General features: G+C 43.6%; 21 protein-coding genes. 19 read left to right on the top strand and 2 right to left on the bottom strand.

Going from position 1 to position 14,116, the window contains the following annotated elements; all coding sequences use genetic code 11:
* Positions 1-31: 31 nt before the first annotated feature.
* From CF651_RS27330 to CF651_RS27255, 16 genes are all read left to right on the top strand, one after another.
* Complete coding sequence (locus tag CF651_RS27330; protein ID WP_094018032.1) at positions 32-682, top strand: adenylate kinase; 651 nt, start codon at positions 32-34, stop codon at positions 680-682.
* Positions 682-1,434: a type I methionyl aminopeptidase gene (gene map, locus CF651_RS27325; RefSeq protein ID WP_094018031.1), complete on the top strand. Its 753-nt coding sequence runs from the start codon at positions 682-684 to the stop codon at positions 1,432-1,434. The genes CF651_RS27330 and map overlap by 1 nt, the downstream gene beginning before the upstream one ends.
* Before the next feature lie 23 nt (positions 1,435-1,457).
* A complete protein-coding gene (locus tag CF651_RS27320) occupies positions 1,458-1,751 on the top strand; it encodes a KOW motif-containing protein (protein WP_425436342.1) in 294 nt (97 codons plus the stop codon).
* A 2-nt stretch (positions 1,752-1,753) separates the two neighbouring features.
* A complete protein-coding gene (gene infA, locus CF651_RS27315) occupies positions 1,754-1,972 on the top strand; it encodes a translation initiation factor IF-1 (protein WP_009676800.1) in 219 nt (72 codons plus the stop codon).
* Positions 1,973-2,065: 93 nt separating this feature from the next.
* A complete protein-coding gene (gene rpmJ, locus CF651_RS27310; protein ID WP_003333770.1) occupies positions 2,066-2,179 on the top strand; it encodes a 50S ribosomal protein L36 in 114 nt (37 codons plus the stop codon).
* Between the two features lie 16 nt (positions 2,180-2,195).
* Positions 2,196-2,564 (top strand): 30S ribosomal protein S13, encoded by a 369-nt coding sequence (rpsM, locus tag CF651_RS27305; protein ID WP_094018029.1) that lies wholly within the window; start codon positions 2,196-2,198, stop codon positions 2,562-2,564.
* A gap of 20 nt (positions 2,565-2,584) precedes the next feature.
* On the top strand, positions 2,585-2,980 hold the full coding sequence (gene rpsK, locus CF651_RS27300) for a 30S ribosomal protein S11 (protein ID WP_094018028.1): 396 nt from the start codon (positions 2,585-2,587) through the stop codon (positions 2,978-2,980).
* Between the two features lie 124 nt (positions 2,981-3,104).
* Entirely contained in the window at positions 3,105-4,049 is a 945-nt protein-coding gene (locus CF651_RS27295; protein ID WP_094018027.1) for a DNA-directed RNA polymerase subunit alpha, read from the top strand.
* 36 nt (positions 4,050-4,085) lie between these two features.
* Positions 4,086-4,451, top strand: a complete 366-nt coding sequence (gene rplQ, locus CF651_RS27290; protein WP_094018026.1) for a 50S ribosomal protein L17 — start codon at positions 4,086-4,088, stop codon at positions 4,449-4,451.
* Between the two features lie 76 nt (positions 4,452-4,527).
* Positions 4,528-5,322, top strand: a complete 795-nt coding sequence (gene truA, locus CF651_RS27285; RefSeq protein ID WP_094018025.1) for a tRNA pseudouridine(38-40) synthase TruA — start codon at positions 4,528-4,530, stop codon at positions 5,320-5,322.
* Positions 5,323-5,529: 207 nt separating this feature from the next.
* The gene (gene rplM / locus CF651_RS27280) at positions 5,530-5,967 is read left to right on the top strand and encodes a 50S ribosomal protein L13 (protein WP_094018024.1); all 438 of its coding nucleotides are present in this window, start codon (positions 5,530-5,532) and stop codon (positions 5,965-5,967) included.
* A 20-nt stretch (positions 5,968-5,987) separates the two neighbouring features.
* Positions 5,988-6,380, top strand: coding sequence for a 30S ribosomal protein S9 (gene rpsI, locus CF651_RS27275; protein WP_094018023.1), 393 nt, complete (start codon positions 5,988-5,990; stop codon positions 6,378-6,380).
* Between the two features lie 212 nt (positions 6,381-6,592).
* On the top strand, positions 6,593-7,285 hold the full coding sequence (locus CF651_RS27270) for a phosphoadenylyl-sulfate reductase (RefSeq protein ID WP_094018022.1): 693 nt from the start codon (positions 6,593-6,595) through the stop codon (positions 7,283-7,285).
* 22 nt (positions 7,286-7,307) lie between these two features.
* A complete protein-coding gene (gene sat / locus CF651_RS27265) occupies positions 7,308-8,489 on the top strand; it encodes a sulfate adenylyltransferase (protein ID WP_094018021.1) in 1,182 nt (393 codons plus the stop codon).
* A gap of 80 nt (positions 8,490-8,569) precedes the next feature.
* Positions 8,570-9,322 (top strand): N-acetylmuramoyl-L-alanine amidase CwlD, encoded by a 753-nt coding sequence (gene cwlD / locus CF651_RS27260; protein WP_094018020.1) that lies wholly within the window; start codon positions 8,570-8,572, stop codon positions 9,320-9,322.
* Between the two features lie 56 nt (positions 9,323-9,378).
* The gene (locus CF651_RS27255) at positions 9,379-10,461 is read left to right on the top strand and encodes an Mrp/NBP35 family ATP-binding protein (protein ID WP_094018019.1); all 1,083 of its coding nucleotides are present in this window, start codon (positions 9,379-9,381) and stop codon (positions 10,459-10,461) included.
* A 45-nt stretch (positions 10,462-10,506) separates the two neighbouring features.
* Here the strand turns inward: CF651_RS27255 and gerD are convergent, their stop codons facing one another.
* Positions 10,507-11,178, bottom strand: a complete 672-nt coding sequence (gerD, locus tag CF651_RS27250; RefSeq protein WP_094018018.1) for a spore germination lipoprotein GerD — start codon at positions 11,176-11,178, stop codon at positions 10,507-10,509.
* Positions 11,179-11,321: 143 nt separating this feature from the next.
* Between gerD and CF651_RS27245 the strand changes: the two genes are divergently transcribed.
* Positions 11,322-11,918 (top strand): KinB-signaling pathway activation protein, encoded by a 597-nt coding sequence (locus tag CF651_RS27245; RefSeq protein ID WP_094018017.1) that lies wholly within the window; start codon positions 11,322-11,324, stop codon positions 11,916-11,918.
* Positions 11,919-11,946: 28 nt separating this feature from the next.
* On the opposite strand, the gene pdaB is transcribed toward CF651_RS27245, so the two are convergent.
* Positions 11,947-12,732: a polysaccharide deacetylase family sporulation protein PdaB gene (pdaB, locus tag CF651_RS27240; RefSeq protein WP_094018016.1), complete on the bottom strand. Its 786-nt coding sequence runs from the start codon at positions 12,730-12,732 to the stop codon at positions 11,947-11,949.
* A gap of 130 nt (positions 12,733-12,862) precedes the next feature.
* On the opposite strand from pdaB, the gene CF651_RS27235 reads away from it, so the two are divergent.
* Together CF651_RS27235 and CF651_RS27230 are read left to right on the top strand one after the other, a co-directional pair.
* Positions 12,863-13,471, top strand: coding sequence for a stage II sporulation protein M (locus tag CF651_RS27235; protein WP_094018083.1), 609 nt, complete (start codon positions 12,863-12,865; stop codon positions 13,469-13,471).
* 174 nt (positions 13,472-13,645) lie between these two features.
* A complete protein-coding gene (locus CF651_RS27230) occupies positions 13,646-13,864 on the top strand; it encodes a hypothetical protein (RefSeq protein WP_094018015.1) in 219 nt (72 codons plus the stop codon).
* Positions 13,865-14,116: the final 252 nt, after the last annotated feature.

Raw genomic sequence — 14,116 nt, 5'->3', positions numbered from 1 at the left:
ATCACTCGATGCAATGGGGGAGGAAATCATTATGAACGTGATCTTTATGGGACCTCCTGGTGCAGGTAAAGGTACGCAGGCGGAAAGTATCGTCAATGAGTTTCAAATCCCGCATATTTCTACAGGCGACGCGTTTCGATTGGCTATGAAACAAGAAACCGCGCTTGGCTTGGAAGCCAAAAAATATGTGGATCAAGGACTGCTTGTACCTGACGAAATCACTATCGGTATCGTAAAGGAAAGACTGCAGCAGCCGGATTGCAAACCAGGCTTTTTGCTGGATGGTTTTCCTAGAACCATCTCCCAAGCGGAAGCATTGGATGACATTATGGCATCCATGGATAAAAGCATCGACCATGTAGTTAATTTAAAAGTAGATCGCAATCTGCTTTTGGCTCGTTTGACTGGACGAAGAATCTGTAAGAGTTGTGGAGCTACGTATCATGTCTTGTTTAACCCTCCAACACGTGAAAATGTGTGTGATAAATGTTCCGGTGAATTGTATCAAAGATCAGACGACAACGAAGAAAAAGTAGGGACTCGTCTTGACGAATATACGAACAAAACAGCACCGCTTTTAACGTATTACCGTAACAAGGGAAACTTGCGTGAGGTTAACGGCGAGCAAGAAATTAATACGGTTACTGCACAAATCAGTTCAATATTGCGAGGGCAAGCGTAATGATCATTTGTAAGTCAGCAGCTGAATTGGAGCTAATGAGAGAGGCCGGCCGCATTGTCGCCGACACCCATCGATTGTTACAGAAGGCCATTCAGCCCGATATTACAACGAAAGAGCTGGATCAGATCGCAGAAGATTATATTCGCAGTCAAGGCGCAATCCCATCTTTTAAAGGCTATAATGGTTTTTCTGGCAGCATCTGTGCTTCAGTCAATGATGAATTGGTACACGGCATACCCAGTGCGCGTAAGCTAAAAGATGGCGACATCATCAGTGTTGATATCGGTGCGCAGTACAAAGGATATCATGGTGATTCGGCTTGGACCTACGGTGTGGGAACGATATCGGATACGGCTAAGAAATTGTTAGAGGTAACAGAACGTTCTTTATTCAAGGGACTTGCGGAAGCCAAACCGGATGCGCGGCTGTTCACTATCTCCAATGCGATTCAAACATGTGTAGAAGAAGAAGGTTTTTCAATTGTTCGAGAATATGTAGGTCATGGCATAGGCACTGAGCTTCATGAGGAGCCTCAAATTCCGAATTACGGCCCAGCAGGACGTGGTCCTCGCTTGAAGCCGGGAATGGTATTAGCCATCGAGCCAATGGTCAATGTCGGTGAAAGATACGTTAGAACACTGCAGGACAATTGGACGGTTGTTACAGTGGATGGCACACTGTGCGCACATTTTGAGCATACCATTGCTATTACACCAGACGGATATGAAATACTCACGAAATCTGGATCGTAGGTGATAGTTTGAATTCGGGTAACATACCTCAACTCGGACAACTCGTTAGGATTATTCGGGGGAGAGATTCCGGGAAGTACGCCGTCGTTATTGGCGTCGAAGACCAACGATTCGTGTGGATTGCTGACGGCGACAAACGGAAGTTCGACCAGCCTAAGAAGAAGAATCTGATTCACCTCGAGTTGTTAGAAGCGATAAGCAGCGAAGTAGTGGATAGCTTAAATGAGAGCGGTCGTGTAACAAACGGGAAATTACGTTATGCACTGAATAAATATGTGGACCTAATGAAATCAGAAGCACTAGAGAAAGGAGAATGACTGTGGCCAAAGAAGATGTAATTGAAGTTGAAGGTACAGTGATTGAACCTCTTCCGAATGCAATGTTTAAGGTGGAACTGGAGAACGGTCATAAGATACTTGCTCATGTATCCGGCAAAATCAGAATGCACTTTATCCGGATCTTGCCCGGTGATAAGGTTACGGTGGAGCTTTCCCCGTATGATTTGACCAGAGGCCGTATAACCTATCGTTTTAAATAAATGGATTGTCTTTACGAAGTGAGTTTTCTAACGGAAACAAAGCTTACTCTTACGTAGTTAGCTTGTTACACAAGCTCTTAGGAGGTAACCAAAATGAAAGTAAGACCATCGGTCAAACCCATTTGCGAAAAATGCAAAGTCATTCGCCGCAAAGGTAACGTAATGGTAATTTGCGAAAACCCTAAGCATAAACAAAAACAAGGATAAGGAGGTGCTCCTATAAATGGCACGTATTGCTGGTGTAGACTTACCCCGTGACAAGCGCGTTGTAATCGCGTTGACGTACATTTTCGGTATCGGCAAGACCACTTCTGAGAAGATTCTGGCTACTACAGGAGTAGACGCATCTACTCGCGTTCGCGATCTTACGGAAGACGAAGTTTCCAAACTTCGGGATGCTATTGATAAAACAGTTAAAGTAGAAGGCGACCTTCGTCGTGAAATCGCCCTGAACATCAAACGCTTGATCGAGATCGGATGCTACCGTGGTGTTCGTCATCGTCGTGGTTTGCCTGTTCGTGGTCAACGTACTAAAACAAATGCTCGTACGCGTAAAGGTCCTCGTCGTACTGTAGCTAACAAGAAAAAATAGTAAAGGAGGTTAACAATTAAATGGCTAAACCTAAAAAAGTTGTCCGTACGAAACGTCGTGACCGGAAAAATATTGATACTGGCGTGGCTCACATTCGTTCCACGTTTAACAATACTATCGTAACTATCACTGACCCACACGGTAATGCAATCTCCTGGGCAAGTGCTGGTAACCTGGGTTTCAAAGGTTCCCGTAAAAGCACTCCGTTTGCTGCTCAAATGGCTGCTGAATCTGCTGCCAAAGCTGCAATGGAGCATGGTATGAAAGTGGTTGAAGTTATGGTTAAAGGTCCAGGAGCAGGCCGTGAAGCTGCGATCCGTTCGCTTCAAGCTGCTGGTTTGGAAGTTAACCTGATTAAAGACGTGACTCCAATTCCACATAACGGTTGCCGTCCTCCAAAACGTCGTCGTGTCTAATTCAGGATTGCAAACAGTGGTATAAATATCCAAAAGTTGTGAATACTATTTGGATAGGAATACTGCACGTTTTATGCGTCTTAAGTTATCCAGAGGGAAACGACGTTTTGAAGGAGGGTTATAAATGATCGAAATCGAAAAGCCGAAAATAGAAACCGTATCATTGAGTGAAGATGGCACGTACGGCAAGTTTGTTGTAGAACCTCTTGAGAGAGGTTATGGAACGACGTTGGGGAACTCACTTCGCAGAATTTTGTTGTCCTCGCTTCCGGGGGCAGCAGTGACATCCGTCCAAATCGATGGTGTTCTGCATGAGTTCTCTACCGTTCCGGGTGTCATGGAAGATGTTACGGAGATTATCCTAAACCTAAAAGGGCTATCGTTAAAGATTCATTCCGACGAAGAGAAAGTGTTGGAAATTGATGCTGAAGGTGAAGGAGCTGTCGTAGCTGGCGATATTCGTGGCGATAGCGATGTTGAGATCCTTAATCCGGATTTGCACATTGCTACTTTATCATCGGACGCACGTCTTCATATGCGAATTCATGCGAACCGTGGCCGCGGTTATGTTCAAGCTGACAAGAATAAAAAGGAAGATCAACCTATTGGTGTGATTCCGATTGATTCGATCTACACTCCGATTACCCGCGTCAACTACAGCGTTGAGAATACTCGTGTCGGCCAAGTTACCAACTATGATAAACTAACCCTCGAAGTCTGGACCGATGGAAGTATTCGACCTGAAGAAGCCGTAAGCTTGGGCGCTAAAATCTTGACAGAGCATTTGATGCTGTTTGTCGGTTTGACAGACGAAGCGAAAGATGCTGAGATTATGGTAGAAAAAGAAGAGGACAAAAAAGAGAAAGTGCTTGAGATGACTATCGAAGAGCTGGATCTTTCCGTTCGTTCTTACAACTGCCTGAAGCGCGCAGGTATTAATACGGTACAAGAATTGATTACGAAAACGGAAGAAGACATGATGAAGGTTCGTAATCTAGGACGTAAGTCTCTTGAAGAGGTTCAAGAGAAGCTCGAAGAGCTTGGACTTGGGCTTAGAATGGAAGACTAAACGTTAGGTTATTATTAACAGAAGGAGGTTGCACAAATGGCATACCAAAAATTAGGTCGTGATTCCAGTGCGCGTAAAGCTTTATTTCGTGACCTGGTAACTGACTTATTCATACATGAGCGCATCCAAACAACTGAAGCTAAGGCTAAAGAATTGCGCTCGATCGCAGAAAAATTGATCACATTGGCAAAACGCGGAGATCTTCATGCTCGCCGTCAAGTTGCTTCCTTTGTTCGTCGTGAAGCAGTTGATGAAAATCAGGATGCAATCCAAAAATTGTTTGCTGAGCTAGCACCCCGTTATGCTGAACGTCAAGGCGGTTACACCAGAATCTTGAAGCTGGGACCACGTCGTGGCGATGCAGCACCAATGGTATATTTAGAGCTAGTAGATCGTGCATAAAAGGATGGGAAAGGGTGGACGGGATCTTCTGATTCTGATGAAACCCTTTTTTTTGTAGTCAAAGCGGAGGTCGGCCGTGAGAAACATATGTATGACTGTCAGCTATGACGGTACAGCTTACAGCGGATTTCAAACGCAGCCAAGCCAAAACACCGTACAGGACTATTTGGAAAAGGCACTGCTCCGTCTAACCGGTGAGGTAATTAAGGTTACCTCTTCCGGAAGGACAGATGCAGGTGTTCATTCGCGTGGTCAAGTCATCAATTTCTACACAGCAGCCAAGATACCTATCGAGAGATGGTGTCTGGCGATGAACACGCTGCTTCCGGCGGATATTGTCGTTAGTGGAGCCAAACAGGTTGCAATGGAGTTTCACTCTAGAAGATCTGCTATTCGGAAAACATATCGTTATACGATTCGCTGTGGACGGCATCCGGATTTGTTTAAAAGACATCTGGAGTTTTATCATCCAACTAGATTGAATACGGATGCGATGCGTGAGGGGCTTCTACACGTTGTAGGTACGCATGATTTTACATCCTTCTGTTCCGAAAGATCGACCAAATTATCCAATGTACGTACGATATTTGAGGCAAAGCTGGAATGCGATCCACCCGATGCTATGCTTGAATCCTACGCTATCCATATTTATTTGACCGGAAGCGGCTTTTTATACAATATGGTTAGAATCATTGCTGGGACCTTAATTCAGGTCGGAGAAGGCAAACGAACGAGTGAAGCGATTCGTACGATTCTTGAGGCTAAAAATCGTGCTAAGGCAGGCCCTACGGCCGTACCGCACGGTTTGACACTGTGGGAAGTTTCGTATAATGAAGATGCTTTAACACTTGATTGTTTAAGTGATTTGTAGTACAATATCACTTGGCGTTTCATGATCGGCTAACCCACGGCCCCGGGTCAAGAAACCATCCATAGCTTTTCTCACAATGAAAATAATGAACATATGATGCAGATAGATTTGATGATGGAATGACCTTTCAATCTATATCATCATATAGCTGTGTGTCATTTCATCAAACAAGCACCGAAGTGCAATTACGTTTAGGAGGAACTATTCATGCGTACCACATATATGGCTAAGCCAAATGAAGTTGAGCGCAAATGGTACATCATTGATGCAACCGACAAAACTTTAGGTCGTCTTGCGAGCGAAGCTGCTAGTATCATTCGCGGTAAGCACAAACCACAATTCACACCGCATGTGGATACTGGTGATTTCGTTATCGTAATCAATGCTGAGAAAATCAGATTGACCGGTAAAAAACTGCAAAACAAAATGTACTATCGTCACTCTTTGTATTCCGGAGGTTTGAAAGTAACTTCCGCTCAAGATTTGCTGAACACAAAACCAGAGCGTGTGCTTGAATTCGCTATTCATGGCATGCTTCCAAAAAATCGCCTTGGCGATAGCATGAAAACGAAGTTGAAAGTATATGCCGGTTCTGAGCATCCGCATCAAGCACAACAACCTGAAGTTTGGGAACTTCGCGGTTAATATAAAGGGAGGACTGTCTTGTGGCACAAGTTCAATACTATGGAACAGGTCGTCGTAAGCACTCGGTAGCACGTGTACGTTTGGTGCCGGGCGAAGGCCGTATTATCATTAACAAACGTAATTTGGATGAGTATTTTGGTCTGGAGACTTTGAAATTGATCGTGAAACAACCGTTGAACCTGACTGAAACATTGGGTAAATACGATGTATTGGTTATTGCTAACGGCGGTGGTATTTCAGGACAAGCAGGAGCAATCCGTCATGGTATCTCCCGCGCATTGTTGAAAGCAGATCCAGAATTCCGCGGATCTTTGAAAAAAGCCGGATTCTTGACTCGTGACCCTCGTATGAAAGAACGTAAAAAATACGGCTTGAAGGCTGCTCGTCGTGCGCCTCAATTCTCGAAACGTTAAGTTTCGTACCGATATTACGACGCAAAAACCTTTCCACTATTTCGGTGGAAAGGTTTTTTTGTTTTGCTCCGCACATACCTAGATAACTGAGAATATAATAAACACATGCCTAACAAAAAATTAAATTGACAAAAAGTAGCCAATCATTATAATTAAATCATACACAATAAAACACATTAAAATACTCGGAATTTACTATAGGAGGAAAAAGAATGAATTTATTTGAGAAAGAGCGATGGATTAACGAAATGGCTGAGAAGTTTGAGAATCAGTCTCCGGAAGCGTTAATTGAACTTGCTGTTGAGAAGTTTCCTAATATTACTTTAGCCTGTAGCTTTGGCTCAGAAGATGTAGTATTGGTTGATATGCTGCAAAAGGTGAGCCCGAAGACAGATATTTTCTACCTGGATACGAATGTGCATTTTAAAGAAACCTATGAGACACGTGACCGATTGCAGCAGCACTATGGTGTTGAATTTGTACAAGTTCTGCCAAAGCTTACACTTGAGGAGCAAGCTGCTCAATATGGTGAAGAGCTATGGAAATCCCAACCTAACCAATGCTGCAATATCCGTAAAGTGGATCCGTTAACAGATATTTTGAGAAACTACGATGCTTGGATAACCGGAATTCGTCGTGATCAAGCACCGACTCGCGCCAACTCCAAAAAGGTGGAGTATGATACGAAATTCGGATTGGTTAAGTTTAATCCGTTAGCGGCCTGGACTTCAGAGGATGTGTGGAACTACATTCGTAACAACAATATTATTTATAATCCGCTGCATGACCGCAATTATCCAAGTATCGGCTGCGAGCATTGCACACGTCAAGTAGCCGCGGGAGAAGACCCTCGTGCTGGTCGTTGGGCTGGTTTTGAAAAGACAGAATGTGGTCTTCATAAATAACATTCGTTAGGAGGCACAGCTAATGGCAGAAACGATTAAGCCTCATGGCGGTGTTCTAATTAATCGAATCGTAGATGGTGCCGAAAGAGAAGCTCTTCTTGAGCATGCCAAAGACTTGTATGCATTGAAAATTAATAAGTGGTCTATTTCTGATTTGGATTTGATCGGTGTGGGCGCATTTTCTCCATTGACTGGTTTTATGGGGAAAGAGGATTATGAATCTGTAGTGGAACGTATGAGATTGGCCGATGGAACCGTATGGAGTATTCCTATCACCTTGCCGGTGGAACAAGGCGCAGCTGAACAATTGTGCGAAGGCAAGCAGGTAGCTCTGGTTGGCGACATTGATGATGTCGTGTACGCTATTTTGAATGTTCAGAGCATTTACAATGTGGACCAGAAGCATGAAGCAGTCAAAGTATTCAAGACAGATAATACCGAACATCCTGGAGTACAGAAGCTGTTATCACGTCCTTCTACTCATGTAGGAGGCTCCATTCAAGTACTTAACAGACCGAAACTTGGGAAATTTGAAGATTTCTATTTTGACCCTTCGGAGACGCGTCGTATCTTTGCTGAAAAAGGCTGGAGAACCGTTGTCGGATTCCAGACCCGGAATCCGGTTCATCGCGCCCATGAATACATTCAGAAGAGTGCGATGGAAATTGTAGATGCCCTTTTTCTTAACCCGCTGGTTGGGGAAACCAAATCCGATGATATTTCGGCTGACGTTCGCATGCGCAGCTATTTGGCATTATTGGAAAATTATTATCCGAAAGACCGTGTGTTTTTAGGAGTATTCCCGGCGGCCATGCGCTATGCAGGACCACGCGAAGCTATTTTCCATGCCATGGTTCGCAAAAACTATGGCTGCACACACTTCATCGTAGGTCGCGACCATGCAGGGGTGGGTGACTACTATGGGACATATGAAGCGCAGGAGATTTTCAGCAACTTTACTGCAGAAGAGCTTGGTATTACCCCGCTGTTTTTTGAGCATAGCTTTTTCTGCACAAAGTGCGGCAACATGGCTTCCAGCAAAACTTGTCCTCACGATAAAGCGGATCACATGCACTTGTCCGGAACAAAAGTTCGTGCATTGCTTCGCAATGGACATTGTCCTCCAATTGAATTTACAAGACCGGAAGTGGCCGAGATTCTTATCGACGGTATGAGGGATCAATTGGAGCCGGCGAACTCTTAATTAACGTTCAGTGGTATATTTGTCCACCTCGTCCCATATAGATGATTAAAAGTCTATGGGGATGTGAGGTGGATTTTTTTATGTTCAAAAGGAGGAAAAGAATTGTCGTATGGATGACGATGCATGGCAGCTTGAAAATTGTGATGTCTGCATTACTTGTGGCCTTAATGTTGTTTATGTTTACTTACGAGCTGCCTGCAACGAAAACCTGGACGTACTGGACGATGCCGTTGTCAGGGAAGAAAATCGCTCTGGATCCCGGGCATGGTGGTCCTGACGGTGGTGCCGAAAGCAAGGACGGAATTATTGAGAAGGATATCAATCTGGCTATTACACTGCATCTCCGGGATTATTTGCAGCAGGCAGGGGCGCTAGTAGTCATGACTAGGGAGAGCGATCGTGACTTGGCTCAATCAACAACAAAAGGATATAGCAAGCGAAAGACAGAAGATCTATTGAATCGTGCACAGTTCATCATAGAGCAAAAATCTGATTTGTTTGTCAGTGTGCATTTGAATAGCATTCCTTCGAATAAATGGTCAGGGGCACAGACGTTCTACTATCCTGGTAATCAGGACAATGCCACCTTAGCTGCACTCATTCAAGATGAAATGAAGAAAAATATGCAAAATACGGACAGGGTAGCTAAGTCGATTGATAATATTTATTTGCTCAAAACTTTAACGATACCTAGTGCGTTAGTAGAGGTTGGTTTTTTGTCGAATCCATCCGAGGCGGACCTGCTCCGCAGCCCGGCGTATCAGAAAAAAGTAGCTGCAGCGATATACCAGGGGATTTTGCGATACTATTCCGGGGAAAAAGTAGGTTCTTGAGTCAAATGTGATATAATAAATAAAGCTACTTATTATTGATTCCCCGAGGTGAAAACGTGTTAACTAAAGAAAAGTTATTAGATGCGGTTCATCATCTTCAAGACCCTGAATTTCAATTGACTCTGACGGAGCTTCAATTGATTCGGGATATAGTGATTAAAGAAGGTCTCGTATCAGCCACGGTGCTGTTATCAAACGAAGACGAAGGTTATCGTTCCGATCTACAGGATCAGATAACTAATGCCTTCAGGGAAGCAGGCGCTGAAGAGGTTCATCTTCGGTATAGAGCTATGACGGAATTTGATCGTAATGAGGCTGAGCGCAAGCTGCAGGAGAAAAACACATCTGCTGAAGTACCGACTGCACCTGTCCGCAATCTGCTGGATCCGGAGCAAGGTGTCCATTTTATCGCGATAGCTAGTGGTAAAGGGGGAGTCGGCAAATCGACGGTTACGGTGAATTTGGCGGTTGCCTTAGCCCGGCTAGGTAAAAAGGTTGCTTTGATTGATGCCGATATTTATGGCTTTAGCGTGCCGGATATGATGGGGATTGAAGAAAGACCACAGCTCATTCAGAATCGGATTATTCCCATCGAGCGTTTTGGAGTCAAAGTGATTTCCATGGGTTTTTTTGTCGAGGAAAACACCCCTGTCATATGGAGAGGTCCAATGCTTGGTAAAATGCTACGCAACTTCTTCTCCGAGGTCGATTGGGGTGATGTGGAATATGTCCTGCTTGACTTACCTCCAGGAACAGGAGATGTTGCGCTGGATGTGCATCAGATGATTCCGCAAAGTAAAGAAATTATCGTGACCACACCGCATGCCACAGCGGCATTTGTAGCGGCTAGAGCAGGAGCTATGGCCATTCATACGAACCATGAGATGCTGGGTATCGTTGAGAACATGTCCTATTATCAATGCGGCCATTGTGGAGAAAAAGACTATATCTTTGGACGCGGCGGAGGCGGGAAGCTAGCAGAAGAGCTGCATACCGATTTATTAGCCCAGATTCCACTCGGAGCACCGGATAATCATATTGCCGAAGCAGACTATTCTCCATCTGTCTATAAAGCCGATTCCGAGACTGGGAAAATATACTTGGATCTAGCGAGTCAGGTTTTAAATAAGCTAAGCTAATGGAATTACGAATGAAATAGGACTGGCCTTGGGCCAGTCCTTATTTTATTTATTGCCTTGATCCTTTTGGCTTTGATTCCCTTGGTCACTACTGCTTCCGCCTTTACTTTGCTGTTGCTTATTTTGGCCTTGCTCCTTAGGCATAGCTTCTTCTTCCAGTACTTTTTTCATCAGGTTCATAAGCTCCAGACGGAACATAGGACTTTGTAAAGATTCCTGCATAATGGTTTTCATTTGTTGACGGTATTGAGGTCCTTTCAACGTGTCCATCAGCATCTTTTGAAAATCGGGATTTTTCATTGCGTCGCTTAATGCTTGTTGATACTCTGGGTCTTTCATTAATTCCTTTTGCAGCTGCTTCGTATCTTTTTGAATGGCTTTTGCAAATTGTCCGGCAAACCGGGGATCAAGTATTAATTGCTGCAAAAATTTATTGCTTTCAGTGTCGGTAAGCACATCCTTTACGGCTAATTTCATTTGCTGGGTATCGCCGGTCGATAAGAGCTTAAGCTGTCCTTCGTCTTGCGCTGTAACCCGAATCATTGCATTCTGGATGGCATTTCGACCATCTTCTGTTTTCAGGATATCAAGTACCATGGTTTTTGTATCTTTGTAACCTGCATTTGGGGATTGAGAAGCGTTTTTATCAGACCCGCAAGAGCTCATCACGATCACAATTAAAAGGAGGGAGACGGAACGCAACCACCATTTCATCATTATCTGAAGCTCCTTTCTTGAGTGTAAGTGTTGTTAGTATTTGTCGAAAGGACATATTTCACTCCGTTGATTTATTGGCTTTTTATTGAGAACGTTGGTACAATTAACATTTGAACACATGATGGTTTTGGGGGAATAGAACGGTGACGTTGAGAAAATGGTTTTACTTATTCTGGACAACGCTGGTTATTGGCGCTTTGGGTGCTTTAATTACGGGACTTGTTCTGCAGGCCAATGACCAAGAGTTCAGCTGGCTAGGTGGATCGGCGTTAGGATTTAATATCGTCAATATGCTCCTGGGCGGCGCAACCATTAGCGTATTAAGTCAAATGGGCTTTTTTGCTTACTTAATCATTCGCTTTATAGCAATGGGTATAGTTAGAAGCAAATGGGTTTGGGACACCTTGCAACTGCTTCTGGTTATTGTCTCTATTGTGGATCTCGTTGTCTTAAGACATACAGAGCAATCCTCAGGCTGGACAACGTATTTAGCACTGCCTCTCTTGATGCTTATCCTGGCCGTGAGTGTTGCGCTATTGAAAGTGAAGCTCACGAACCGCAATGGATTCATTCCTACGTTGTTTTTTATGACGGCAGTAACAGCGATTGAGGCCGTCCCTGCATTAAGGCTGGATAGTGCAGCCTCTACCTTGTTTATGATGGTTCCATTATTGGCATGCAATGCATGGCAAATTTTAATTTTATCCAAAGTATTAAAAACAAACAAAGAGCCGCTGTAACGGCTCTTCGTCTTTTTCGTATAACTTGTTATTGAACTCTTTTCATCGCTTGATCTTCAACCGGTGGTTTGTTATCTACTTGGGTTTGCTTTAAAAGTTCGCTGACAGTTACGAACTGATATCCTTTTGCTTTAAGTTGGTCTATGATCACAGGAAGGGCCTCGTGGGTCTGTTTAACCGAATCGCTGGCATGGAGCAGAACAATATCTCCTGGATGAGCTTTCGTTACGACACGATTTATAATATTGTCAGCCCCTTTGTTCAGCCAATCCTGGGAATCCGTATCCCACTGAATAACAGAGTAATTTAATTCATTGGCGATCCTTAACACCCTTTTGTCAAAATCACCGTTGGGCAATCGAAGTAAACGCGGGCTTTGTCCCGTCACTTCGTTCAGAATTTGATGTGCCGTTGTAATTTGTGAACGAATCTCTTCGTCACTCAAACCGCTGTAATTCGTATGCTTATGGCCATGACTTCCGATCTCCCAGCCGCCTTTTACAATTTGGCTAACAATTTCAGGATGACTTTTACTCCATGGGGAGGAAAGGAAGAAGGTAGCTTTCTTCACACCCTTTTCCTCTAGAATCTTGAGTATCGGCTCCGTGCGTTTGTCACCCCAGCTGATGTCAAAAGTAAGCGCAATGACTTTTTTATCCGTCTGAACGCTGTAGATAGCAGCAGGCTCATTTTGTGAGAACACTGTCACATTATCACGTTCCGAATAAATAATGCCGATAGCGAACAGAATGGATACCGCAATAATGAACGCTTGTTTAATCTTTTTCCCGTTCAGCACGTAAAAATAATTCACAATTCATAGCCTCCTTCGTGCCCCGCGGTACAAGTAGGGCTTGTTTTAATAATAAGTTTAATAAAATGTATGCTGGGACAAGAAAGATATGCTATCAAGCATAGGAGAAAGGTGATTTATCGTGGCAAATATGATGCAGCAATTTGGAAGAATGAAACATTATTTTATAGCGTCGGCACTTGTTTTTATAACAGGGATGGTGCTGGGAGCAGGGTTTTCAAGCCAATTCCAAACCTATATCGAAGCGCAAATGAAGGGATTGGAACAGCTTTCTCAATCGATAGCCGGTCAACCGAACCCGCAGTGGGCCTTATTCTGGCTTATATTCTGGAATAATACGTCCAAATCCATATTAATTATTGGACTGGGTGCCTTTTTCGGTGTTCTCCCGCTTTTTTTCCTTCTTGGAAATGGGCTGCTGCTTGGATATGTCATGTCTGCTTCCGCTCAAAAAGAATCGCTGCTCTATGTGATTAAAGCTATTGTGCCTCATGGAATTATTGAAATCCCGGCAATCATATTCGCATGTGCAATCGGACTTCGTTTTGGTGCACTTGTGATGAAGTGGATTGTCTCGGTGATAAGTCCCGCACGGCAAGTTCAAATCAAAGAGGAGTTTCGGGCTTTTCTCAAGATACTGCTCCCCGTGGTTCTCATTCTGGTTATTTCCCTGTCGGCGGCAGCATTAATTGAAAGCACCTTTACTTACTGGCTCGTAAAACCACAAAGCCCCAAATAGCATAAAAATAACCAAATATGTGCATAACAGTAAAGCGCGAAATATGCTTTGACTGAAAGGTATGTCTGGAGAAGCGCAGCAGAACAATGCAATAACCGTGCTTATCTCAGTAACATACCTTTTTTGTGTCTAATCCCACATTGCAGCACATATCTGAAAGGGGCACAGGAGCCAATGCTTGGTTTTTTGTTTAATGAAAGAGAATGCAAGGAATTGGACTATGTATTGAAAAAAGAACTCGATGAGATGCTTTTCGATCTCAACGATAAACGGATTGATCCCGATATCAAAGTGGCGATCGAATCGAGATACAAAATCATATTTCGAATGTACGCCAGGCTGGCTTCTCCTAAGGAAATTTCAAAATACGCAAGGAATCGCATGTATCATTAATTTATTAGAAAAAGTGGTTGACTTTCAGTTTGGAATTATGGTAAGTTATATCTCGTTCCTTTTTTAGAGGTTTTTGAAATCCATCAAGAATTTAAGGGAAATAAAAAACTTTCAAAAAGGTATTGCAAAACAATAGGCAAATGTGTTATATTATAAAAGTCGCCGCTAAACAAGGTGACAACAACTGAGAAGTCAGTGATCGCAGAAGCGGTGCGGCTTCGAAGAAATTTGCAAGAGTCATTGCCCTTTGAA

This window comes from Paenibacillus rigui (genome assembly GCF_002234615.1).
In the GTDB taxonomy this organism is placed as follows: domain Bacteria; phylum Bacillota; class Bacilli; order Paenibacillales; family NBRC-103111; genus Paenibacillus_S; species Paenibacillus_S rigui.
Note: the sequence above shows the minus strand (reverse complement) of the source record. Positions and strands in the feature narration are given on the sequence as shown.